The sequence below is a fragment of the Streptomyces natalensis ATCC 27448 genome (assembly GCF_000935125.1).
GTDB lineage: Bacteria > Actinomycetota > Actinomycetes > Streptomycetales > Streptomycetaceae > Streptomyces > Streptomyces natalensis.
In genome coordinates, this window is sequence record NZ_JRKI01000010.1 from 251,092 (window position 1) to 273,602 (window position 22,511).

The 22,511-nt window shown below is 73.0% G+C and carries 16 protein-coding genes; 9 read left to right on the forward strand and 7 right to left on the reverse strand.

All coding sequences use genetic code 11. The features are described 5' to 3' along the window. Nucleotides 1–337: 337 nt before the first annotated feature. Genes SNA_RS09520 through SNA_RS09530 form a run of 3 tightly spaced genes read right to left on the reverse strand, consistent with a single transcriptional unit; the run spans nt 338 to nt 3,782 of the window. On the reverse strand, nt 338–1,522 hold the full coding sequence (locus SNA_RS09520; protein ID WP_030064551.1) for an ADP-ribosylglycohydrolase family protein: 1,185 nt from the start codon (nt 1,520–1,522) through the stop codon (nt 338–340). After that, a complete protein-coding gene (locus SNA_RS09525; protein WP_078969787.1) occupies nt 1,519–2,730 on the reverse strand; it encodes an ADP-ribosylglycohydrolase family protein in 1,212 nt (403 codons plus the stop codon). The genes SNA_RS09520 and SNA_RS09525 overlap by 4 nt, the downstream gene beginning before the upstream one ends. Then, complete coding sequence (locus SNA_RS09530; RefSeq protein ID WP_044364282.1) at nt 2,727–3,782, reverse strand: ADP-ribosylglycohydrolase family protein; 1,056 nt, start codon at nt 3,780–3,782, stop codon at nt 2,727–2,729. The genes SNA_RS09525 and SNA_RS09530 overlap by 4 nt, the downstream gene beginning before the upstream one ends. Nucleotides 3,783–4,044: 262 nt before the next feature. Here SNA_RS09530 and SNA_RS09535 point away from each other — a divergent pair, with 262 nt between their 5' ends. The 3 genes from SNA_RS09535 to SNA_RS09545 all read left to right on the forward strand — a co-directional run bounded on the left by SNA_RS09535 (nt 4,045) and on the right by SNA_RS09545 (nt 11,134). After that, nucleotides 4,045–4,785: a VIT1/CCC1 transporter family protein gene (locus tag SNA_RS09535; RefSeq protein WP_420823463.1), complete on the forward strand. Its 741-nt coding sequence runs from the start codon at nt 4,045–4,047 to the stop codon at nt 4,783–4,785. Nucleotides 4,786–5,079: 294 nt separating this feature from the next. Further along, nucleotides 5,080–9,681 (forward strand): glutamate synthase large subunit, encoded by a 4,602-nt coding sequence (gene gltB / locus SNA_RS09540; RefSeq protein ID WP_044364284.1) that lies wholly within the window; start codon nt 5,080–5,082, stop codon nt 9,679–9,681. Then, nucleotides 9,674–11,134 (forward strand): glutamate synthase subunit beta, encoded by a 1,461-nt coding sequence (locus tag SNA_RS09545; RefSeq protein ID WP_044364286.1) that lies wholly within the window; start codon nt 9,674–9,676, stop codon nt 11,132–11,134. Before gltB ends, SNA_RS09545 begins: the two co-directional genes overlap by 8 nt. A gap of 117 nt (nt 11,135–11,251) precedes the next feature. Here SNA_RS09545 and SNA_RS09550 read toward each other — a convergent pair whose 3' ends face one another. After that, the gene (locus SNA_RS09550; RefSeq protein ID WP_044364288.1) at nt 11,252–11,797 is read right to left on the reverse strand and encodes a hypothetical protein; all 546 of its coding nucleotides are present in this window, start codon (nt 11,795–11,797) and stop codon (nt 11,252–11,254) included. Nucleotides 11,798–12,005: 208 nt separating this feature from the next. Here SNA_RS09550 and SNA_RS09555 point away from each other — a divergent pair, with 208 nt between their 5' ends. Next, nucleotides 12,006–12,719 (forward strand): ArsR/SmtB family transcription factor, encoded by a 714-nt coding sequence (locus SNA_RS09555; RefSeq protein ID WP_037788950.1) that lies wholly within the window; start codon nt 12,006–12,008, stop codon nt 12,717–12,719. 51 nt (nt 12,720–12,770) lie between these two features. On the opposite strand, the gene SNA_RS09560 is transcribed toward SNA_RS09555, so the two are convergent. Beyond that, a complete protein-coding gene (locus tag SNA_RS09560; RefSeq protein ID WP_044364290.1) occupies nt 12,771–13,256 on the reverse strand; it encodes a hypothetical protein in 486 nt (161 codons plus the stop codon). A gap of 133 nt (nt 13,257–13,389) precedes the next feature. Here SNA_RS09560 and SNA_RS09565 point away from each other — a divergent pair, with 133 nt between their 5' ends. Then, nucleotides 13,390–14,127: an MBL fold metallo-hydrolase gene (locus tag SNA_RS09565; RefSeq protein ID WP_030064563.1), complete on the forward strand. Its 738-nt coding sequence runs from the start codon at nt 13,390–13,392 to the stop codon at nt 14,125–14,127. Nucleotides 14,128–14,190: 63 nt separating this feature from the next. Here SNA_RS09565 and SNA_RS09570 read toward each other — a convergent pair whose 3' ends face one another. Further along, nucleotides 14,191–15,234 (reverse strand): LacI family DNA-binding transcriptional regulator, encoded by a 1,044-nt coding sequence (locus SNA_RS09570; protein WP_044364292.1) that lies wholly within the window; start codon nt 15,232–15,234, stop codon nt 14,191–14,193. Between the two features lie 92 nt (nt 15,235–15,326). Here SNA_RS09570 and SNA_RS09575 point away from each other — a divergent pair, with 92 nt between their 5' ends. Further along, complete coding sequence (locus SNA_RS09575) at nt 15,327–16,022, forward strand: alpha/beta fold hydrolase (protein ID WP_030064565.1); 696 nt, start codon at nt 15,327–15,329, stop codon at nt 16,020–16,022. Nucleotides 16,023–16,091: 69 nt separating this feature from the next. Here SNA_RS09575 and SNA_RS09580 read toward each other — a convergent pair whose 3' ends face one another. Beyond that, a complete protein-coding gene (locus SNA_RS09580) occupies nt 16,092–16,982 on the reverse strand; it encodes a hypothetical protein (protein WP_030064566.1) in 891 nt (296 codons plus the stop codon). 303 nt (nt 16,983–17,285) lie between these two features. Between SNA_RS09580 and SNA_RS09585 the strand changes: the two genes are divergently transcribed. The 3 genes from SNA_RS09585 (at nt 17,286) to SNA_RS09595 (ending at nt 22,472) form a co-directional block, all read left to right on the forward strand. Continuing rightward, the gene (locus SNA_RS09585) at nt 17,286–18,101 is read left to right on the forward strand and encodes a S1 family peptidase (protein WP_030064567.1); all 816 of its coding nucleotides are present in this window, start codon (nt 17,286–17,288) and stop codon (nt 18,099–18,101) included. A gap of 141 nt (nt 18,102–18,242) precedes the next feature. Then, on the forward strand, nt 18,243–21,386 hold the full coding sequence (locus tag SNA_RS09590) for an endo-alpha-N-acetylgalactosaminidase family protein (protein ID WP_078969789.1): 3,144 nt from the start codon (nt 18,243–18,245) through the stop codon (nt 21,384–21,386). Between the two features lie 198 nt (nt 21,387–21,584). Further along, complete coding sequence (locus SNA_RS09595; protein WP_044364296.1) at nt 21,585–22,472, forward strand: helix-turn-helix domain-containing protein; 888 nt, start codon at nt 21,585–21,587, stop codon at nt 22,470–22,472. Nucleotides 22,473–22,511 lie beyond the last annotated feature (39 nt).

The window sequence follows — 22,511 nt, forward strand, 5'->3', positions numbered from 1 at the left end:
GTGAGGGATGTCTGATGCTCCGTCACCTCGCCCTGAACGGTGGGCCATTGCGGGCAGGCCGCCCGGATCGCCGTCAGGTCCGTCGGCTCGTCCCCGTCCAATGGGCAGGGAATCAGGGCGAGTTCGTCCAGCAGGCGTTCGGCGAGCGGGCGCAGCGAAGGGTCCGGCGGGCGCGGCGAGGCCCCGGCGCGGTCGGGCGGCGGTGTGCCGCCCGCCGCGCGCCAGCGCCGGCCGAGCGCGCCCGCCTCGCGCCCGTCCTCGGCGGCCTGCCGCAGTTCATGCCCCACCAGGTCCTCGGGCTGCACCCACGTCACCCGCAGCCCGACCGCCGCCGCGGTCATGCGCCGCCGAGCGCCGCGAACGCCCGCTCATGGGCCCGGCGGCGGGCCAGATCGCGGGCGAAGACCTCGCGGGCGACGGCGGCCATCGCCGCCGCCGGGGCGTGCAGATCGAGGCGGCTGGCGCGGGCGACCTCGTCGGCCCACTCGGACGGTACGGCGGCGGCGCCGTGCATCGCGCCCGCGAGCGCACCGCTCATCGTGGCGATGGAGTCGCAGTCGCGCCCGTAGTTGACCGACCCCAGCACCGTGCTGCGGTAGTCGCCGCCGCAGGCGAGCAGCATGCCCAGGGCGACGGGGAGTTCCTCGATGGCGTGCAGCCGGGAGGGGCGGCGGGCGCCCAGCGACGGGTCGCGGTAATCGGGTCCGACGGTGTCGAAGGGGGCGACGGCCGAACGCAGCGGCGCCAGCGCGGCCTCGTAGCCGGTGTGGAGCGCGGCGGCCTCGCACACCGCCTCGATCGCCGCGCGGGTGCCGTCCTTGGCCAGCCGCAGCGCATGCCCGATCACGGAGGCCACGGTGGCGTCCGGGGCGAAGGCGGCGGCCACGGCGGCGGCGAAGACCCCGGCCGCCTCCCGCCCGTAGGAGGACTGGTGGGCGCCGGCGATGTCCAGCGCCTCGGCGTAGGCGCGGTCGGGATGACCGGCGTTGACGATGCCGACCGGCGCCATGTACATCGCCGCCCCGCAGTTGACGATATTGCCGACGCCGGCCTCGCGCGGGTCGATGTGCCCGTAGTGCAGCCGTGCCACGATCCACTTCTCGGCCAGGAAGATCCGCTGGAGCGGCAGCGCCTCGTCCTCCAGCTCGGGGATCCAACGCGGGGTGCCGATCAGATCCGGGACGAGATGGTCGGCGATGTCGAAGGCGTCGAGATGGTCGCGGACCTTCTCGTAGACCCGTACCAGCGCATGGGTCATCAGGGTGTCGTCGGTGACATGGCCGTTGCCCTTGTGGTACGGCGCGAGCGGGCGGGCGGTGCGCCAGTTCTCGTGGAACGGTCCGACGATGCCGGTGACCCGGCCGCCGTGCCGGGCGGTGATCTGCTCCGGTGTCCAGCCCTCGACCGGTCCGCCGAGCGCATCGCCGACGGCGGCCCCGACCAGGCAGCCGGCCGCCCGGTCCGCCAGCGGGGAGGGCCCGGTCAGGGGGCCCTTCGGGGAGGTCTGCATCGTGTCGGTCATGTGCGGGTCGGTCCTTCCACGGTGAGGGAGTGGGGCGGGCCGCCCGTGGGGCCCGTATCGCCGGGGGCAACGCCGCGGTGCCCGTCGGGGTGACGGCCTGTCGGTTCGCTGTCGGCCAGCCGCCCCGCCAGCTCGACCAGATCCGTTCCGGCCAGCCGTGGCAGCGCACAGCCCGACAGCACCCGGCAGGCGGCACGCCAGCTCGGCGGCAGTGCGGCGGCGCCGCCGAGCGCGCCGGTCAGAGCGCCGGCGAGGGCGGGTGCGGAGTCGGCGACGCGGGAGAGGCAGGCGGCGGCAGGGATCGCCTCGGCGACCCGGCCGCCGCCCGCGAGGGCCAGGGCCAGGGCGACGGGGACGGTCTCGGCGGCGGCGATGCCGTAGCTGTACACGTGGTCGACGATCTCGTGCTCCAGGACAGGGACCAGCGCGAAGGCGCCGCCGGGTGCACCGCGGGCGAGGGCGACCGCGTGCCAGGCGTTGCGGCGGATCTCGGTGCCCTCGGGGAGCTGGCCGAGGGCCGCGTCCACACAGGCGTCCACCGGCGCCCGGCCGAGGGCCGCCGCCACCGCCGCGGCCATGGCGCGGGCGCCGTGCACCCCGTCGCCGTCCTGGGTGTAGCGGGCGTCGTACTCGGCCAGGTCGGCGGCCGCGGCCGGGTCACCCGGACGGACCACCGCGAGGACGGCGGCCCGTACGCAGGCCGCGTCGTCGAAGTAGTGCGGGTTGTCGTGGCCGGTGGCGGGCGGGCGCAGCCCGGCGGCGAGGTTGCCCAGCCCGGCCCGTACCGAGATCCGGGCGCGCAGCGGCAGGACCGCGGATTCCACCTCGGGCGCCCGGTCGGCGGCCGCGGCGATCTCCCCGGCCAGCCCGGTCCAGGCCAGGTCCAGGGCGGCTCGCATCCGGTGGTCGCGGCCCGGGTCGCCGAGCCGTGTGCCGGCGGCCGTGAGCACCGATTCGGCGGTGAAGGCGGCCCACTCGGCGTCGTCGGAGGGGCCCAGCCGCAGCGGTTCGGGCGGCTGGTTCAGGGCGATGGGGACCGGCAGCGTGGTGGTGGCGTTCTGCTCGGCGAAGGTGTCCAGCTCGCGGGTCAGCCGCCGGGTCCACTCGGGCATCCGCGCCGCCCGGTGCCGGGCGGCGGGCCAGCCGGCGGCGTCCCCGGCGGCCAGCCCGAGCAGCAGGCCCTCGATCCGGCCGCGGAGCGGGGTCATACCGCGGCGCCGGCGCCGGCGGGCGTGAGCAGCTCCGCGATGTCCAGGACGTGGTGGCCCGCGATCGAGGGCAGACAGCTGCCGCGGGCCGGGCCGATGGCGGCGGCCCAGGCAGGGGGGATGGCCGCGGCGCCGCCCAGCGCCCCGGCCAGGGCGCCCGCGACCGCGGCCGTGGTGTCGGCGTCGCGGCCCATGTTGACGGCCGTCAGGACCGATCGTGCGAAGTCCCCGCGGGCGGCGGCGAACGCCCCGAAGGCCAGTCCGACGGCCTCGGGGGCCAGATCCGTCCAGGGGTAGCCGCCGACGACGACGGCCGAGCGCACCGCCCGCTCGGTGTCCAGCGGTGTGCTGCCGGGGTCGTGCCGGCAGCGCCGGGCGGCGCCGACCGCGCGGCCCAGCGAGCGGGCGGTCCAGGAGTCCTCGGGGATGACCAAGAGCGCGGCGGCGATCACCGCGTCCACCGCGACGGCGGGGGGATCCCCGGCGACCATGGCGGCGGCGACCCCGGCGGCCACCGCCCGGCCGCCGTGGATCCCCTCGCCGTCGTGGCTGACCGTGCCGTCGACGGCCACCAGCCGGGCGGCCTCGGCGGGCCGCCCCGCCGCGAACACCCCGAAGGGCGCGGCGCGCATCGCCAGCCCGTCGCTCCAGGCGTGCCGGTGCTGGGCCGAGATCGGGGCGGCGAGTCCCCGGCGCAGGTTCTCCAGGGTGCCGCGTTCGCTGAAGCCCGCACCGCGGAACGGGCCCTCGTCACGGTCCGCGATCCACTGGTGCCAGGCCGCCTCCACATCGGCGACGGTCAGCGCCGCACCGTGGGCGGCCAGCAGCAGTCCGGAGAAGATCGCGTACTCGGTGTCGTCCGTACCGGCCGGAACGTCCTCGACGAAGCCCTCGATACGGCCCCAGCGCCGGCGGATCTCCGAGGGCTTCATGTTCTCCGCGGGCGCGCCGAGCGCATCGCCGACCGCCAGCCCGAGCATCGCCCCGCGCCCCCGGTCACGCAGCGCATCCGGCGCAGGCGCCGGCGCGGACGGGGGAGCGGATGCGCTCATGGCGGGCCCTTTCCTCGTACGGGTCGGGGTCTATCCGTCCCCCGTAAGGGGCCGCCTCTGGCGCCCCGGGCGGCGAGGTCACCCGGTCGACGGCGCCATCTGATGATGCATCAGCAACGGGTTTTCGGTAAAGCCGCAGGTCAGAGCGGTAAGTTCGGCCTTCCTTGCTAGCGGCGCAGGGGTCTTGCCGCATAACTTCGAGGTGTTGCAGGGGGAAGCGCCGCCATCGGCCCACACCTCGCGGAAGGGAGAGGGTCCCTAGATGTCAGTCCTGGAGATCATGGACAGCGCGGCGCCGACGCATGTGGCGCACCGTGACAACCACACGCACCGTGACGTCAACGGCGGCTGGCTGCGCCCCGCCGTCTTCGGTGCGATGGACGGGCTGGTCTCGAACCTCGCCCTGATGACCGGTGTCGCCGGCGGCGCCGTGGCGCCGGGGACCATCGTGCTGACCGGACTGGCCGGTCTGGCCGCCGGTGCCTTCTCGATGGCCGCGGGGGAGTACACCTCGGTCGCCTCGCAGCGTGAGCTGGTGCAGGCCGAGCTGGACATCGAGCGGGCCGAGCTGCGCAAGCACCCCAAGGACGAGCTGGAGGAGCTGGCGGCGCTGTACGCCTCGCGGGGCGTCGAGCCGGAGCTGGCCCGGCAGGTGGCCGAGCAGCTCTCCCGCGACCCCGAGCAGGCGCTGGAAATTCACGCTCGCGAAGAATTGGGAATAGACCCGTCCGACCTTCCTTCGCCCGCCGTAGCCGCCATTTCTTCCTTCGGTTCATTTGCTCTGGGCGCGATTTTGCCTGTGCTTCCCTACCTTTTGGGGGCCACGGCATTGTGGCCGGCGGTGCTGCTGGCGCTGGTCGGACTGTTTGCTTGCGGGGCGGTCGTGGCGCGTGTGACGGCGCGCTCGTGGTGGTTCAGCGGGCTGCGCCAACTGGCCCTGGGTGGCGCGGCCGCGGGTGTGACGTACATCCTGGGAACGTTGTTCGGAACCGCCGTAGGGTGACGCGGCGTGCGGGGCCTCGCATAATGAATGTGTTACTCGGCGGTTTCGATTTGTTGACGGCGGGGCATAAGGCCCAGGCGCGTCGCGGGCAGAGTCGCTCGACGATCGCCGCATTACAGGATGGCGGAATGTCCGCTGTGTCCCTGATCCACCGCCCCGCGCGGTGTCCGTATGTTGGAAGGCGCTATCCGCTTCTTGAGAAGTGGGCCATCCTGTAACCTGCACGAAAATTTTCGCGGAGGGCCAACGTCGTCCCTCGGCAATACCTATGCCACGACGACGTTGGGAGAGCCGATGCGTTCCGCGTCCACGCACTCCGCGACCACCGGCAGCGCCAGCGCCGCCTGGTCGCCCATGGACGGGCGCCCCGCCCAGCAGGGGATGTACGACCCTCGCAATGAGCACGACGCCTGTGGCGTCGGCTTTGTGGCCACCCTCACCGGCGAGGCCAGCCACACGCTGGTCGAGCAGGCGCTCACCGTCCTGACGAACCTGGAGCACCGCGGTGCCACCGGCTCGGAGCCCGACTCCGGGGACGGCGCCGGCATTCTGCTCCAGGTTCCGGACGCTTTCCTGCGGGACGAGGTCACCTTCGCGCTCCCCGAGGCCGGCGGCTACGCCGTAGGCATCGCCTTCCTGCCGTCCGCAGCCCAGGATGCGGCCGACGCCGTCTCGCGCATCGAGACGATCGCTGCCGAAGAGGGCTTGGACGTCATCGGCTGGCGGGTCGTCCCCGTCGCCCCCGAACTGCTGGGCAACGGCGCCCGCGCCACCATGCCGGCCTTCTCCCAGCTGTTCGTCGGCGACGGCGAGAACACCGGCCTGGCGCTGGACCGCAAGGCGTTCGCGCTGCGCAAGCGCGCCGAGCGCGAGGCCGGGGTCTACTTCCCCTCGCTCTCCTCGCGCACGATCGTCTACAAGGGCATGCTGACCACCGGCCAGCTGGAGCCCTTCTTCCCGGACCTCTCGGACCGCCGCTTCGCCACCGCCATCGCGCTGGTCCACTCGCGGTTCTCCACCAACACCTTCCCGAGCTGGCCGCTGGCCCACCCGTACCGCTTCGTCGCGCACAACGGCGAGATCAACACGGTCAAGGGCAACCGCAACTGGATGCGCGCCCGCGAGTCCCAGCTCGCCTCCGAGCTGTTCGGCAGCGAGAAGCTGGAGCGGATCTTCCCGGTCTGCACGCCGGACGCCTCCGACTCCGCCTCCTTCGACGAGGTCCTGGAGCTGCTCCACCTCGGCGGCCGCTCGCTGCCGCACTCGGTGCTGATGATGGTCCCCGAGGCGTGGGAGAACGCCCCCGCCATGGACCCGGCCCGGCGCGCCTTCTACCAGTACCACTCCACGATGATGGAGCCCTGGGACGGCCCGGCCTGCGTCACCTTCACCGACGGCACCCAGGTCGGCGCGGTCCTCGACCGCAACGGTCTGCGCCCCGGCCGCTACTGGGTCACCGACGACGGCCTGGTCGTGCTCTCCTCCGAGGTCGGCGTCCTGGACATCGACCCGGCCAGGGTCGTCCGCAAGGGCCGCCTCCAGCCCGGCAAGATGTTCCTCGTCGACACCGCCGAGCGCCGCATCATCGAGGACGACGAGATCAAGGCGCAGCTCGCCGCCGAGCAGCCCTACCAGGAGTGGCTGGAGGCCGGCCTGCTCGACCTGGCCGACCTGCCCGAGCGCGAGCACATCGTGCACACCCACGCCTCGGTCACCCGCCGCCAGCAGACCTTCGGCTACACCGAGGAAGAGCTGCGCGTCATCCTCGCCCCGATGGCCAAGGCCGGCGCCGAGCCGATCGGCTCGATGGGCACCGACTCGCCGATCGCCGCGCTCTCCGAGCGCCCCCGGCTGCTGTTCGACTACTTCACCCAGCTCTTCGCGCAGGTCACCAACCCGCCGCTGGACGCCATCCGCGAGGAACTGGTCACCTCGCTGATCTCCTCGCTCGGCCCCCAGGGCAACCTTCTGGAGCCCACCGCGGCCTCCTGCCGCAGCGTCACGCTGCCGTTCCCGGTCATCGACAACGACGAGCTGGCCAAGCTCGTCCACATCAACGCCGACGGCGACATGCCCGGTATGAAGGCCGTGACCCTCTCCGGCCTCTACCGGGTCTCCGGCGGCGGCGAGGCGCTGGCCGCCCGGATCCAGGAGATCTGCGCCGAGGCCGACGCGGCCATCGACGACGGCGCCCGGCTGATCGTCCTGTCCGACCGGCACTCCGACGCCGAGCACGCCCCGATCCCGTCGCTGCTGCTGACCTCCGCGGTCCACCACCACCTCATCGCCACCAAGGAGCGCACCCAGGTCGGCCTGCTGGTCGAGGCCGGTGACGTCCGCGAGGTCCACCACGTCGCGCTGCTCATCGGCTACGGCGCCGCCGCGGTCAACCCGTACCTGGCGATGGAGTCCGTCGAGGACCTGGTCCGGGCCGGAACGTTCCTGCCCGGCGTCGAGACCGAAACCGCCATCAAGAACCTGATCAAGGCGCTCGGCAAGGGCGTCCTGAAGGTCATGTCCAAGATGGGCATCTCCACCGTCGCCTCCTACCGCGGCGCGCAGGTCTTCGAAGCCGTCGGCCTGGACGAGGAGTTCGTCGCCCAGTACTTCCACGGCACCGCCACCAAGATCGGCGGCGCGGGCCTGGACGTCATCGCCAAGGAGGTCGCCGCCCGCCACGCCAAGGCGTACCCGGCCTCCGGCATCGCCGCCACGCACCGCGCGCTGGAGATCGGCGGCGAGTACCAGTGGCGCCGCGAGGGCGAACCGCACCTCTTCGACCCGGACACCGTCTTCCGGCTCCAGCACTCCACCCGCGAGCGCCGCTACGACATCTTCAAGCAGTACACCGAGCGGGTGAACGAGCAGTCCGAGCGGCTGATGACGCTGCGCGGCCTGTTCGGCTTCAAGTCCGACCGCCCCTCGATCCCGATCGACGAGGTCGAGTCGGCGTCCGAGATCGTCAAGCGCTTCTCCACCGGCGCCATGTCGTACGGCTCCATCTCCCGCGAGGCGCACGAGACGCTCGCCATCGCCATGAACCAGCTGGGCGGCAAGTCCAACACCGGTGAGGGCGGCGAGGACCCGGAGCGCCTGTACGACCCGGCGCGCCGGTCCAGCATCAAGCAGGTCGCCTCCGGCCGCTTCGGCGTCACGTCCGAATACCTCGTCAACTCCGACGACATCCAGATCAAGATGGCCCAGGGCGCCAAGCCCGGCGAGGGCGGCCAGCTGCCCGGCCACAAGGTCTACCCGTGGGTCGCCAAGACCCGGCACTCGACGCCGGGCGTGGGCCTGATCTCCCCGCCGCCGCACCACGACATCTACTCCATCGAGGACCTGGCGCAGCTGATCCACGACCTCAAGAACGCCAACCCGGCGGCCCGCATCCACGTGAAGCTGGTCTCCGAGGTCGGCGTCGGCACGGTCGCCGCCGGTGTCTCCAAGGCGCATGCGGACGTCGTCCTGATCTCCGGCCACGACGGCGGTACGGGCGCCTCCCCGCTGACCTCCCTCAAGCACGCGGGCGGCCCCTGGGAGCTGGGACTCGCCGAGACCCAGCAGACGCTGCTGCTCAACGGCCTGCGCGACCGCATCGTCGTGCAGACCGACGGTCAGCTCAAGACCGGCCGCGACGTCGTCATCGCCGCGCTGCTGGGCGCCGAGGAGTTCGGTTTCGCGACCGCGCCGCTCGTCGTCTCCGGCTGCGTCATGATGCGCGTCTGCCACCTGGACACCTGCCCGGTCGGCATCGCCACCCAGAACCCGACGCTGCGCGAACGGTTCAGCGGCAAGGCCGAATACGTCGTCAACTTCTTCCGGTTCATCGCCGAAGAGGTCCGCGAGCTCCTGGCCGAGCTGGGCTTCCGGAGCCTGGACGAGGCCGTCGGCCACGCCGAACTGCTCGACACCGCCAAGGCCATAGACCACTGGAAGGCGCAGGGCCTGGACCTGGCCCCGCTGCTGTACGTCCCCGAGCTGGCCGAGGGCGCCGTCCGCCACCAGGTCACCGTCCAGGACCACGGCCTGGAGAAGGCGCTGGACAACGAGCTGATCGAGCTCGCCGCCGACGCCCTGGCCGCGGAGAGCGCCGAGGCCGCGCAGCCCGTCCGGGCCCAGATCGCGATCCGCAACATCAACCGGACCGTCGGCACCATGCTCGGCCACCAGGTCACCAAGAAGTTCGGCGGTGCGGGCCTGCCCGACGACACCATCGACATCACCTTCACCGGCTCGGCCGGCCAGTCCTTCGGCGCGTTCCTGCCGCGCGGCGTCACGCTGCGCCTGGAGGGCGACGCCAACGACTACGTCGGCAAGGGCCTCTCCGGCGGCCGCGTCGTCGTCCGCCCGGACCGCGGCGCCGACCACCTCGCCGAGTACTCCACCATCGCCGGCAACACCCTCGCCTACGGCGCCACCGGCGGCGAGCTGTTCCTGCGCGGCCGGGTCGGCGAGCGCTTCTGCGTCCGTAACTCCGGTGCGCTGGTGGTCTCCGAGGGCGTCGGCGACCACGGCTGCGAGTACATGACCGGCGGCCACGCCGTCATCCTGGGCGAGACCGGCCGCAACTTCGCGGCGGGCATGTCCGGCGGCATCGCCTACGTCATCGACCTCGACCCGGACATGGTCAACCGCGAACTGGCCGACACCGTGACGGAGTTGGCCGACGCCGACAAGCAGTGGCTGCACGATGTGGTGCGCCGCCACCAGGAGGAGACCGGCTCCACCGTCGCCGCCAAGCTCCTCGCCGACTGGGACGCGGCCGCCGCGCGCTTCCGCAAGGTCGTCCCGGCCACCTACCAGGCAGTGCTCGCCGCCAAGGACGCCGCCGAGCGAGCCGGACTGTCCGAGTCCGAGACCCACGAGAAGATGATGGAGGCGGCGACCAATGGCTGACCCCAAGGGCTTCCTGAACCACCAGCGCGAGATCGCCACGACCCGCCCCGTCGAGGAGCGCGTCAAGGACTGGAACGAGGTCTACCGGCCCGGCTCCCTGCTGCCGATCATCACCAAGCAGGCGTCGCGCTGCATGGACTGCGGCATCCCCTTCTGCCACAACGGCTGCCCCCTCGGAAACCTCATCCCCGAGTGGAACGACTACGCCTACCGCGAGGACTGGACCGAGGCCAGCGAGCGGCTGCACGCGACCAACAACTTCCCGGAGTTCACCGGCCGCCTGTGCCCCGCCCCCTGTGAGGCCGCCTGTGTGCTGGGCATCAACCAGCAGCCGGTGACCATCAAGAACGTCGAGGTCTCCATCATCGACAAGGCGTGGGACAACGGGGACGTCACCCCGCAGCCGCCCGAGCGCCTCTCCGGCAAGACCGTCGCCGTCATCGGCTCCGGCCCCGCCGGTCTGGCCGCCGCCCAGCAGCTGACCCGGGCCGGCCACACCGTCGCCGTCTACGAGCGCGCGGACCGTATCGGCGGACTCCTGCGCTACGGCATCCCCGAGTTCAAGATGGAAAAGCGCCACATCAACCGCCGTATCGAGCAGATGCGCGCGGAGGGCACCAAGTTCCGTACGGAGGTGGAGATCGGCCGCGACATCGACGCGAAGAAGCTGCGCAAGCGCTACGACGCCGTCGTCATCGCCGCCGGTGCCACCACCTCCCGCGACCTGCCGGTGCCCGGCCGTGAGCTGAACGGTATCCACTTCGCGATGGAGTACCTGCCGCTCGCCAACAAGGTGCAGGAGGGCGACCTGACGGTCACCCCGATCACCGCCGAGGGCAAGCACGTCGTGGTCATCGGCGGCGGCGACACCGGCGCGGACTGCGTCGGCACCGCCCACCGCCAGGGCGCGGCCTCCGTCACCCAGCTGGAGATCATGCCCAAGCCGGGCGAGGAGCGCAGCGCCGGCCAGCCCTGGCCGACCTTCCCCATGCTCTACAAGGTCACCTCCGCGCACGAGGAGGGCGGCGAGCGGGTCTACTCCGTCTCCACCACCCACTTCGAGGGCGACGAGGACGGCAACGTCCAGTTCCTGCACCTGATCGAGGTGGAGTTCAAGGACGGCAAGCTGGAGCAGAAGCCGGGCACCGAGCGCAAGATCCCCGCCCAGCTGGTCACCCTCGCCATGGGCTTCACCGGCACCGACCAGGACAACGGCCTGGTCGAGCAGTTCGGCCTGGAGCTGGACGCCCGCGGCAACATCGCCCGCGACGCGGACTTCGCCACCAACGTCCCCGGCGTGTACGTCGCCGGTGACGCCGGCCGCGGCCAGTCGCTGATCGTCTGGGCCATCGCCGAGGGCCGCTCCGCCGCCCGCGGCGTGGACCGCTTCCTGACCGGCGTCAGCGCCCTGCCCGCCCCCATCAAGCCGACGGATCGCGCACTGACCGTGTAACGGCCCTGCCCGACCGTCCCCCGATGTCCCCGTACAACGTCGTGCGGCGGCACTGCGCGGCGCCTGTCCCCTCCCCCCGACCGGAGGGCAGGCGCCGCGCGTCGTTCGCGGACCCCGTCAGGCCCCGGGGAAGCGCCGCCCCAGCTCCTGCGCCATCTCCCGCGCGGGCGCCGGTACCGCCCGCTGCGGCGGCCCGGCCGAGGGACGGAAGTCGTGCACCGGCGGGCACCACGCCGACAGATCGATACGGCCGTCGCCCAGCGGCAGCACCCACCGGGGATCGGCGTGCACCCGCAGCACCTGCGCCTCCAGCTGCACCGAGGCCCCGTCGCACTCCCGCAGCTCACCGACCCGGCGCGCCTCCAGCTGCACCGGGCAGTTCAGCAGCCGCGGCGGCCGTACCAGCTCCGACGGCTCCGTCCAGGGCGCATCCGGCGCCGCGCTCTCCCCGGCCGCGCCCGGCGCCTGCGGCAGGTTGACGACGACATCCGGACGTACCGCGAGATTGCGCGCGGTCCGCCCGCGCGCCGGCAGCACGGCACACACCACCGGTCCCAGCTCCCACCGGATCCGCAGCGACACCAGCGCAAACGTCCCGTCGTCGTTCTCCGTGGACAGCAGCGCCGGCGCGGCTGAACTGCTCTTCTCCAGCACGCCTTTCATGCCCCCGAGGATAGAAGCAGGACGATTCGGCCCTCACCGAAGTGTGATGAGAGCTTACTCTCTGCACATGAACCACCCGTACAAGAAACATCTGCACACGAATCATCAGCACATCACCCGACCGGGCGGCGAACGGGCCGGCCAACAGGACGGGGAACGGGGCGCGGAACGGGGCGGCGCGGCCGGGAGCGCCGCGGAAACCCCCGATGTGGCCGCCCTCGCGCAGCTGCTCGCGGACCGCACCCGCGCCGCCATCTGCATGGCCCTCCTGGACGGCGGCACCTGGACCGCAGGCGAGCTGGCCGACTACGCGGCGGTGGCCCCCTCCACCACCACCGAACACCTCAACCTGCTGGTCTCCGGAGGGCTGTTGACCGAACAGCGCCGCGGGCGGCGGCGCTATGTCCGCCTGGCCGGACCCGACACCGCCGAAGCGCTGGAGAATCTCGCCGGTCTGGCCCCCTACCGCCAGGTCCCCGTCCGTTCCCTGGCCGAGGCCAACCACCGCCGGGCGCTGCACCACGCCCGTACCTGCTACGACCACATCGCGGGCGCCCTGGGCGTGGCGATCGCCGACGCCATGACCGCACGCGGCCTGCTGGCCCGGGACTACGGCCTGGTCCTGACCAAAGACGGCGCCCGCTGGCTGACCGCCCTCGGCATCCCCGACACCGCCCCCTCCGTCGCCCACCGCGCCCATGTGCGCACCTGCCTGGACTGGACGATGCGCCGCCAGCACCTCTCCGGCGCGGTCGGCGCCGCCCTGTGCCGGCACGCCATGGACCAGGCGTGGATCGTCAAGGCCCCCGGCACCCGCATCCTCACCGTCACCGACGCCGGCCGCACCGCCTTCCGCGAGCGCCTCGCCCTGCCCGACGAGGCGCTCGCCCCCTCCCTGACGCTCCCCGTATCGCGCCCTTGACCGGTGGCGGTCACGCCGGGGTGGATCCGGGGGGAGCGGACGCCGCCCGGCTCACCCGAGCTTCAGCCGCTTGCCGGTGGCCGCATCGACCACCGTGCGGCCGCCCAGCGGCTTGTCCAGCTTCACCTTCACCTTGTCGGTGGCGAGCAGCTCGGTGCACATGCCCTTCGCGCTCTTCTTCTTGCCCCAGCCGGAGACCACCACCAGGCTGCCGGTCTCGTAACCGCGCGCACCGTAGTGGACGTCGCAGGCGCTGTGATGGACGGTCACCGTGATCTCCCGTACCGTCTTCGACTTCGGGCGGTCCGCACCGGCCAGCGGCAGCACCGCCTCGTGGCGCCCGGACTGGGGGGTGGCCTTCGGCCACTGCCGCGCCACCTCGTGGGCCCGCTGCTGGAACGCATCGAGCTTGACCGGCGGGCTCGCGGGCTCCACCGCCTGGGTCTTCGTTCCGCAGCCGGTCAGTGCGACGGCGGCGGCCGCCGTCAGCGCGAGCGCAGCGGCGCGCATACGGCGGGGGGTGAGCATTTCTCGCATGTCATGCCTCCTTTGATCACGCATGGGACGTGCCGGACCGGAATCGGGTTCCGCCCACCGTCCGCCGTGGGCGCAATCTGCTCCCGGCATATATCCGGGCCGCACACCCGGCCGCCGCCTTAGCGTCGACGACATGACCACCACTCCCGTCGCAATCGCCCCCGGTGTCTGGCAACTCCCCTTCCCCGTCGGGCATGTGTACCTCGTCGCGCTGCCCGGTGACGGCTATGCCGCCGTCGACACCGGCATCCCCGGATCCGCCCCCGCGGTCCTCGGCGCCCTGGCCGGGCTCGGCGGCCGCCCCCATGACCTGCGGCAGATCGTGCTCACCCACTCCCACATCGACCACATCGGCTCCGCCGCCGACCTGGTCGCCGCCACCGGCGCCCGCGTCCTGGCCGGCGCGCTGGACGCCCCGGTCATCCGCGGCACCGCCCCCGAACCGCCGCCCGTGTGCACCGCGGCCGAACGCACCCTGTTCGACGGCATCATGGCCGACTTCGCCGCCGCCGAGATCCCGCCGCCGCGCCCCGTCGAGGTCGATACCGAACTCCACGACGGCGACACGCTGCCCGGCTGGCCGGAGCCGGTCCATGTCCTCCATGTCCCCGGCCACACGCCCGGCTCCGTGGCCCTCCACCTTCCCGAAAGCCGCCTGCTGTTCCCCGGCGACATCATCGGCGCCGACCCCGACGGCCGGCGCGCGGTCCTCGGACCGGGCAACACCGACCGGGCTGCGGCCGTCGCCTCCTTCCGCCGGCTGGCCGCCCTGGAGGACGTGGACACGGTGTGCGTCCCGCACGGCGGGCCGATCCGGGGCGACGCGCGGGCGGTGCTGGCGGCGGCGACACCGGAGGAGGACTGGATGTAGGCCCGTCCGACGGGGCCTCGACGAAGGGCCGCCCGACGAGCCCGTGCCCCAAGGGCCGCCCGTTCACCCCGAGTCGCGGGCCACCACGGCGAACGTGCCCAGCCGGTGCGCGGCGGGCGCGGTGTCCGGGGTGCGGATCAGCCGGTCGACCAGTGCGGCGATCCGCTCCGGCGGGATGATCTCGGCTCGTACGGTCGTCAGCCGGGGCCGCAGCAGCCGCCCCAGCAGCAGATCGTCGGCGCCGACCACCCCGATCCCGTCCGGGGCGGTGCCGAGGGCGTGCCCTGCGTCCTGGAGGGCGCGCATCAGCAGCATCGCGTACTCGTCGTTGTAGGCGAATACGGCATCCAGCCCCAAGTCCGGCCAGGCCGCGGCCAGTTGGGCCGCAGAGTGCTCGGTGAGGGCGAGGTCGAGGGGGCGTACGACGGCGTCGGGATGGGCCGCGGCGGCGGAGCGTACTCCGGCCAGGCGGGGGTCGGCGAAGCGGGCCAGGCCCGGTTCGGCGGGCCGGATCACGCCGATGCGGCGGCGGCCGCGGGCGAGCAGATGGGCGCCCGCGGCCCGGCCCGCCTCGTGCTGGTCCAGGAGGAGGGTGTGGGCGCCGGGGGCGGCGGGCGGGCCGTGGGTGAGCACCGCGGCCGTGCCGGAGCGGCGGAGCAGGGCGACGGCGGCGGCGTCCGGCGGCGGGGCGTCGAGGGTCAGGACGGCTGCGGGGCGCAGTTCGGCCCAGGCGCGGGCGGCGGCCAGGGGAGCGGCGGCGGGCGCGCCGTGCAGGACGACGGTGTACCCCAGGCCGTGCAGCGCGGTCTGGAAGCCGGCCAGGAAGGACGTGAAGAGCGAACCGAAGGCGGGGGCCGTATCGGCGGGAGCGGCCAGCAGAACGATGCTGCCGCGGCCCGCCCGCAGACTCCGCGCCGCGGCATGCGGGACGTATCCCAGCTCCTCGGCGGCGGCCCGCACCTTCGCCTGTGTGCGCTCCCCGACCCGCCCGGCGGCCTGCCCGTTCAGGACGTAGGACACGGTCGCACGGGACACCCCGGCGCGGCGGGCAACGGCCGCACTGGTCGGGGGTGTTGGGGTGGCCCGGGGGCCGGCGGGGTCAGTCATGCTGCTGGGCATCCTCGCACAGGGGTTTGTGCCCGCGGTGTGGCCGCCCGGGACGTACAAAAACTTCCCTTACACGTGTAACCTCCGGCCGTATGAAGCTGCACACCCATGAATGGGGCACCGGCGAACGGACCGCCGTGCTGATCCACGGGATGATGTCGGACCACCGCACCTGGCACCGGGTGGCACCGGCCCTCGCGGAGCGCGGCTATCGCGTCATCGGCGTCGATCTGCGCGGCCACGGCCGCAGCCCCCGCGGCGACTACGGGCCCGAACTGTTCGCCGACGACCTGGTGGAGACCCTCCCGGCCGGCGCGGACCTGGCCCTGGGGCACTCGCTGGGCGGACTGGCCCTGTCGCTCGCGGCCGGCCGGCTGCGGCCGCGGCGCGCGGTCTACTGCGATCCGGCCTGGTCACTGGGCGGCACCGGCCAAGTGGTGGACCCGGCCGTCTTCCTGACGTTCAAGGACGCCACCCGCGAGACGGTCCGCACCTTCAACCCCCGCTGGGACGACGCCGACATCGACCTGGAACTGGCCACCCTCGCCGCCTGGGACACCGGCACCACCCTCGCCCTCTCCGGCGACCACCGCACCGACCGCACCCCCCGGCGCCCGGTCGTCCCCTCCCTCGTCCAGATCGCCGGCGAGGGCTTCCTCTTCACCGACGAGGCCGCAAAGGAACTGCGCACCCGCGGCTTCGAGGTCCGCACCGTCACGGGCGCCGGGCACACCATCCACCGCGATGACTTCGAGGGGTTCATGACGGGGCTGGACGGCTGGCTCTGAGCCACCGGACCACTTCCTGGTCCCCGGGTCCGCCTCCACTCCCCGGTCCGCAACGGCCCCGGCCGCGCCTCACGTCTCGCACTCCAGCACCGTCCCGCACAGCCCGCACCGCGCCCGCAGCCGTCCCCGTACCGGCACCCGGATGCGCTGGTGGCAGACCGGGCAGGGGAAGGACACCCGCAGCGGGGCCGTGCCCTCGAAGGCGTAGCCGTCGGCGGACCGCGGGCCGGGGCGGCCGGAGCGGGCCAGGTGGCGGTCCTTGGCGTAGCGCAGGCGGGCGAGGCGGCCGGCCGCGGCCAGGGGCGGGCGGCGGGCGTCCTGGCGGGCCCGCGCCGCACCCGCGGTGTAGGCGTCGTACGCCTGGGGGCTGGTGAACCACGGCGCCGGGTCCTCGCCGAAGAACTCCGCCCGTTTGGCCAGGACATAGCCGAACTCCTCCGGCGTCAGATAGCCGAGCTTCTGGGAGAACGGGCCGTGCTCGCGGTAGGCGTCCAGCAGCAGCCAGCCCGCGCCGAGGTAGGTGGTGGCGGTGTCGGTGAGGATCTCGTTGTCGCGGGTGCCGGGGAACGACAGGTCCAGGCGGTGCAGACACAGATGCATGACCTCGTGGGCCAGCGCCGCGCCGATGTCCTTGCGGTGGGCGCGGAAGCGCTCGTTGAACTCGATGAAGTACTCGGGTCCCGCGGTCAGTTCGACCGTGGCGGCGTGCTCCATCTCCCGGAAGGAGATGACGATCCGGGCGTCGGGCAGATGGAGCTGACGCACCATCGCACGGGCCACCCGCTGGGCGCCGAGGTGGATGTCCTCGGTGTCGTCGAAGGCGACCTCGACCGGCAGCACGCTGGTGTCGAAGGTGCTGACGGTGTCGTACGACAGGCGCCGGAACAGTGCCGTGACGGCCGCCCGCACCGTCTCCAGATGCGGAAATCCGTGCGCGATCTCGCCGCCGCCCGTTGCCATCCGGCCACTGTACGGGCGGCCGGAAGCCGTCCGGTACAGGCCGTATGAGGCATACGGGGCGTACGAGGTGCACGGGGCGGCCGCAGCGGGGGAGTTGGCCCGGAAACTGGCCGGAAGCGCGCCCTTGTCGGCCGTTCGTACTGTCCACATAATCGCAGGACGCTGTGACGGACTCATCCCCCACTGGGTCCGGACGCCTCACGGTGTGCTGCCTTCCACGCGCTTTCCGTGGCGGCCACGTCCGGGCTCCGGTATTGGCATGGGCCTGTCATCGACGTGCAACCCCCCACGAAAGGAAGCCCGTTGCGCAGCTACCGGAAGCTCCTCACCAGATCCACCGCCGTCGGCGCCGTCGCCCTCGCCGCCGTCAGCCTCCAGCCCGGCTCCGCCTTCGCCGGCGGCGCCCCCACCCCCCGGCCCGGCGGCGTCCACACCAAGGTCGTCGGCGGCACCAAGGCCGACCAGGGCGAATTCCCCTTCATGGTCCGCCTGTCCATGGGCTGCGGCGGTGCCCTCTACACCAAGGACATCGTGCTCACCGCCGCCCACTGCGTCGACGGCAGCGGCCCCAACACCTCCATCACCGCCACCGCCGGCGTGGCCGACCTCCAGGACTCCAAGGCGATCAACGTCAAGTCCAAGGAAGTCCTCCAGGCCCCCGGCTACAACGGCAAGGGCAAGGACTGGGCGCTGATCAAGCTCGACAAGGCGATAGACAACCTGCCCACCCTGAAGATCGCCCAGGACGACAAGCTCAACAACGGCGACTTCACCATCGCCGGCTGGGGCGCCGACAAGGAAGGCGGCGACCAGCAGCGCTACCTCCTCAAGGCCACCGTCCCGTTCGTCGACGACGCCACCTGCCAGAAGGCATACGGCGACCAGCTCACCCCCGGCGACGAGATCTGCGCCGGCAAGCTGGACACCGGCGGCGTCGACACCTGCCAGGGCGACTCCGGCGGCCCGATGTTCCGCAAGGACGACTCGGGGGCCTTTCTCCAGGTCGGCATCGTCTCCTGGGGCGAGGGCTGCGCACGGCCCGGCAAGCCCGGTGTCTACAGCGAGGTGAGCACCTTCGCCAAGGACATCAAGGCGGCCGCCGACAAGCTCGGCGGCTGAGGCACCCCGCGGCGAGGCCGGCCGGGACAGGAGCCGTTGCCGGTACCGCTCAGACGTAGGGCCCGGAGCGCATGCCCCGGGCCCTACGCCATGGAGGGAGCCCCCGCGCCCGTTAGTCCAACAGCTGCCCCACCTTTGTCCATGGGCGCCCGGCCCGTCCGCACCGCACGCTGTCCCGCGACAGCCGGTGCCGGTGCCGGTGCGAAGGAGGAAGCGCGCGTGACGCAGCAGCCAGGGCCCAGCCGCAGAAAGGTCGTCGCCGCCTCGGTCGCCACGGCCGCGCTCGCCGGCGTCCCGCTCGGCGGACACCCCGCCCTCGCCGCGCCCCACGCCACCGAGGCGGTCCTGCGCTCCGACGCGCTGGAGGTCCGCGTCGACACCGCCTTCCCCCGCATCGTCTCCTACACCGACCGCTCCACCGGCCACGTCCTGTACGGCCAGGACACCCCCGTCACCGACGTCCTCATCGACGGCACCGCCCGCACCCCCCAGGTCACCCACCGGACCCGCGACGGCCGCGCCGTCTACACCCTCGCCTTCGACGGCAACGCCCGTATCACCGTCGAGATAGCCGTCGACGGATGGCGGACCACCTGGCGGGTCACCTCCCTCACCGACACCCCCGCCCTGCGCATCGGCACCCTCCAGATCCCCGGCCTCGCCCTGCTCAGCGTCCGCAGCGACCAGCCCGGCGCCACCCTGCTCGCCGCCCGGATCGACCTCGACAAGGCCAAGAGCGGCGACACCCTCGTCCAAGTCACCGCCGACACCCCCGTCGAAACCGCACCCACCGGATGCGCCTACGCCGTCGTCGCAACCGACCAACTCGCCGCCGCCGTCGACGCCAACACCGTCCACGACACCCCCTCCGGTGCCACCACCTGGGAGAACGGCCGGCTGTGGCACCAGACCGTGCGCGGCGACGGCTTCGTGGCGGCCCACCTGACGCCCGGTCAGTGGACCCACCGGGCCGCCGGCCAGCCTCTCGACGCCACCGACCCGCTGCCGTACGCCACCGTCATCGTCACCCGCGACCGCAACGGCGACGGCCGCACCGACTGGCAGGACGCCGCCATCGCGCTGCGCGACATCCTGCCCGTGACCCTGGGCGCCGACGACCAGCATCTGCGGGTCGTACCGCACATCCCGTTCAACTTCGCCAGCCAGGCCACCAACCCGTTCCTCGCCACCCTCGACCACGTCAAACGGATCTGCCTGGCGACCGACGGGCTGCGGCAGTTCACCCTGCTCAAGGGCTACCAGTCCGAGGGCCACGACTCCGCCCACCCCGACTACGGCGGCAACTACAACCGGCGCGCCGGCGGCCTGGCCGACCTCAACACCCTGCTCCGCGCCGGCACGACGTGGCACAGCGACTTCGCCGTCCACGTCAACGCCACCGAGTCCTACCCCGTCGCGCACGCCTTCTCCGAAACCCTCGTCGACAAGAACGACAAGCAGTGGGACTGGCTCGACCAGTCCTACCGCATCGACGCCCGCCGCGATCTGGTCTCCGGCGACATCGCCCGCCGCTTCGCCCGGCTGCGCGCCGAGACCGACCCGGCGCTCACCACCGTCTACCTCGACGTCTTCCGCGAATCCGGCTGGAACTCCGACCGCCTCCAGCGCCATCTGCGCGACCAGGGCTGGCGGATCGCCAGCGAATGGGGCCACGGCCTGGAGCGCTCCTCGCTGTGGTCGCACTGGGCGAACGAGACCGACTACGGCCCCGACACCTCCCGCGGTATCAACTCCCGGCTCATCCGCTTCCTCCACCACCACCACAAGGACGTCTTCGCCGACAAATGGCCCACCCTCCTGGGCGCGCCCCGGATGGGCAACTTCGAGGGCTGGACCGGCAAAACCGACTGGGCCGCCTTCTACGCCGTCATCTGGCGCGACGCCCTGCCCGCCAAATACCTCCAGGCGTACCCGATCCGGACCTGGACCGCCCACGAGATCACCTTCGAGGGCCCCACCCACACCTCCGTCAGCGACGCCGCAGGCACCCGCACCATCACCACCGACGGCCGCCGCGTCTACGACAACGGCACCTACCTGCTGCCCTGGGAGCCCCGCCACGCCACCGACCCCGACCGGCTCTACCACTACAACCCCCAAGGCGGCACGACCAGTTGGGAACTGCCCCGCGGCTGGACCGCCACCGAGGTGTATGCGTACCGGCTCACCGACCAGGGCCGCACCCAGGAGACCCGGATCCCGGTCAGCGGCGGCCGGATCACCCTCACCGCCGAACCCCGCACCCCCTACGTCATCCACCGCACCAAGGCCCCGCGGCAGCCCGACCCCGACTGGGGTGAGGGCACCGCGCTGAAGGACCCCGGCTTCCACTCCGGCACCCTCGACGCCTGGCAGGTCACCGGCCCCGCCGCCGTCCACCGCTCCGCACCCGGCAACCACGAACTGGTCATCGGCGCGGGCCCGGCCGCCACCGTCGCCCAGAAACTCCGCCGCCTCGCCCCCGGCAGCTATGCCGCCTCCGTCCAGGTCGAGGTCGGCGCCACGGCGGGGGAGCGGCGCCGGGCCGCCCTCAAGGTCCGTACCGCCGACGGCCGCACCGCCGCCAACTGGACCGACACCTCCACCGCCGTCAACTACGTCGCCGCCGACCGCAAATCCGGCACCCGCTTCCAGCGCCTGTTCACCCGCTTCACCGTCCCCGAGGGCGGCGGCCCCCTCACCCTCGCCCTGACCGCCGCGGCGGGCCGGGCACGCATCCGCTTCGACAACGTCCGCATCGTCCCCGCCGCACCCACCGCCCCGCACGGCGCCCTGGTCCACGAGGACTTCGAGGACGTCCCCCAGGGCTGGGGCCCCTTCGTCAAGGGCGACGCGGGCGGCAGCACCGACCCGCGCACCCATATCGCCCAGCGGCACGCCCCGTTCACCCAGCGCGGCTGGAACGGCAAGGCCATCGACGACGTCATCGACGGCACCCAGTCCCTCAAATCCCGCGGCGAGAACACCGGCCTGGTCTACCGCACCGTCCCGCACACCGTCCGCTTCACCCCCGGCCGCCGCTACCGGGTCACCTTCCGCTACGAGAACGAAAAGGCCGGCCAGTACGCCTGGATCACCGCCGTCGACACCCCCGGCCCCCGCGAACTGACCCGCACCCCCCTCCCCGTCGCCACCCAACCGGCCACCCACACCTACGAGTTCACCGCCCCCGCCACCGGCGAGGTCTGGGTGGGCCTGCGCAAGACCGGCGACGACGGCACCGCGGAATACGTCCTGGACTCCTTCGAGGTACACGCACTCTGATCACCCGCGAGCCCACCCCGACCGGCGCCCCGCTCCTGCCCCCACCAGGAGCGGGGCGCCCTCTGGCTCCCGCGCACCCGACGGCACCCGTTCCGGCCCCGCCCTCTGGCGACACACCGCCCCATGGACAAGGATTCGAGGACGGGGACGGAGCGACGCCCGCACGCCCACGGGGCACGGCACGACGGGAGCCACGCCATGTACCACACCTGGATGCGGTACTTCACGCCCAGCCCGGTCCACCACCGGCTCGGCCTCGTCTGCCTGGGCGTCGGCCTCCAGCACGGCACCCTGCCCGCCGTCGGGCCGCGCACCCTCGACCACCACGTCGCCGTCATCGTCGGCGCCGGCCGCGGCTGGTTCGCCGCCCCCGACGGACGGCGCCGCCCGGTAACCGCCCCCGCCCTCCTCTGGCTGACCCCGGGCGTACCGCACCACTACGGCGCCGACCCCGCCACCGGCTGGGACGAAAGCTTCGTCGACTTCACCGGCCCGGCCACCGCCACCTACACCGAACTGGGCTACATCGAACCCGACCGCCCCCTCGTCCCGCTCGCCGACACCGCCCGCCCCCGCGCCGCCGTCGGCACCATCGCCCGCGCCGCCCGCCGCGGCAACCCCCTGCTGGAGGTCGAGACCTCCGCCGCCGTCCACGAACTCCTCGTCGCCCTGCGCCGCGCCCGCGCCGACGACGGCACCGGCCAGGACCCCGTCCTCGCGGCCCTGGCCCGCGACGCCTTCCTCCCCCTCTCCGTCGCCGCACACGCCGCCCGCCACGGCATGACGCCCGCCGAACTGCGCGCCGCCGTACGCCGCGGCGCCGGATGCAGCCCCAAGGACTACCTCCTGGGCATCCGCCTCGGCCGCGCCAAGGAACTCCTGGCCGCCACCGACCTCCCCGTCGCCGCCGTCGCCCGCCGCGTCGGCTACGACGACCCCGCCTACTTCTCCCGCCTCTTCACCCGCCGCGTCGGCACCGCCCCCGTACGCTTCCGCGACCGCCAGACCCACACCGTCCCCGGCGGCTGGTCCACCCAGATCCCGGCCCCGGACAACCCGCCACTGGTGAGCGGCCCGGGCCCCTGAGTGCCGGGAACGGCCGCCCGGCCGCCGCCCCAAACACCC

Coding starts and splice junctions, on each gene's coding strand:
- SNA_RS09560 (WP_044364290.1), bottom strand. CDS start 13,256: ATGCGAGAAATGCTCACCCCCCGCCGTATGCGCGCCGCTGCGCTCGCG.
- SNA_RS09570 (WP_044364292.1), bottom strand. CDS start 15,234: ATGACTGACCCCGCCGGCCCCCGGGCCACCCCAACACCCCCGACCAGT.
- SNA_RS09545 (WP_044364286.1), top strand. CDS start 9,674: ATGGCTGACCCCAAGGGCTTCCTGAACCACCAGCGCGAGATCGCCACG.
- SNA_RS09595 (WP_044364296.1), top strand. CDS start 21,585: ATGTACCACACCTGGATGCGGTACTTCACGCCCAGCCCGGTCCACCAC.
- SNA_RS09520 (WP_030064551.1), bottom strand. CDS start 1,522: ATGACCGACACGATGCAGACCTCCCCGAAGGGCCCCCTGACCGGGCCC.
- SNA_RS09530 (WP_044364282.1), bottom strand. CDS start 3,782: ATGAGCGCATCCGCTCCCCCGTCCGCGCCGGCGCCTGCGCCGGATGCG.
- SNA_RS09550 (WP_044364288.1), bottom strand. CDS start 11,797: ATGAAAGGCGTGCTGGAGAAGAGCAGTTCAGCCGCGCCGGCGCTGCTG.
- SNA_RS09565 (WP_030064563.1), top strand. CDS start 13,390: ATGACCACCACTCCCGTCGCAATCGCCCCCGGTGTCTGGCAACTCCCC.
- SNA_RS09590 (WP_078969789.1), top strand. CDS start 18,243: ATGGGCGCCCGGCCCGTCCGCACCGCACGCTGTCCCGCGACAGCCGGT.
- SNA_RS09575 (WP_030064565.1), top strand. CDS start 15,327: ATGAAGCTGCACACCCATGAATGGGGCACCGGCGAACGGACCGCCGTG.
- SNA_RS09525 (WP_078969787.1), bottom strand. CDS start 2,730: ATGACCCCGCTCCGCGGCCGGATCGAGGGCCTGCTGCTCGGGCTGGCC.
- gltB (WP_044364284.1), top strand. CDS start 5,080: ATGCGTTCCGCGTCCACGCACTCCGCGACCACCGGCAGCGCCAGCGCC.
- SNA_RS09580 (WP_030064566.1), bottom strand. CDS start 16,982: ATGGCAACGGGCGGCGGCGAGATCGCGCACGGATTTCCGCATCTGGAG.
- SNA_RS09535 (WP_420823463.1), top strand. CDS start 4,045: ATGTCAGTCCTGGAGATCATGGACAGCGCGGCGCCGACGCATGTGGCG.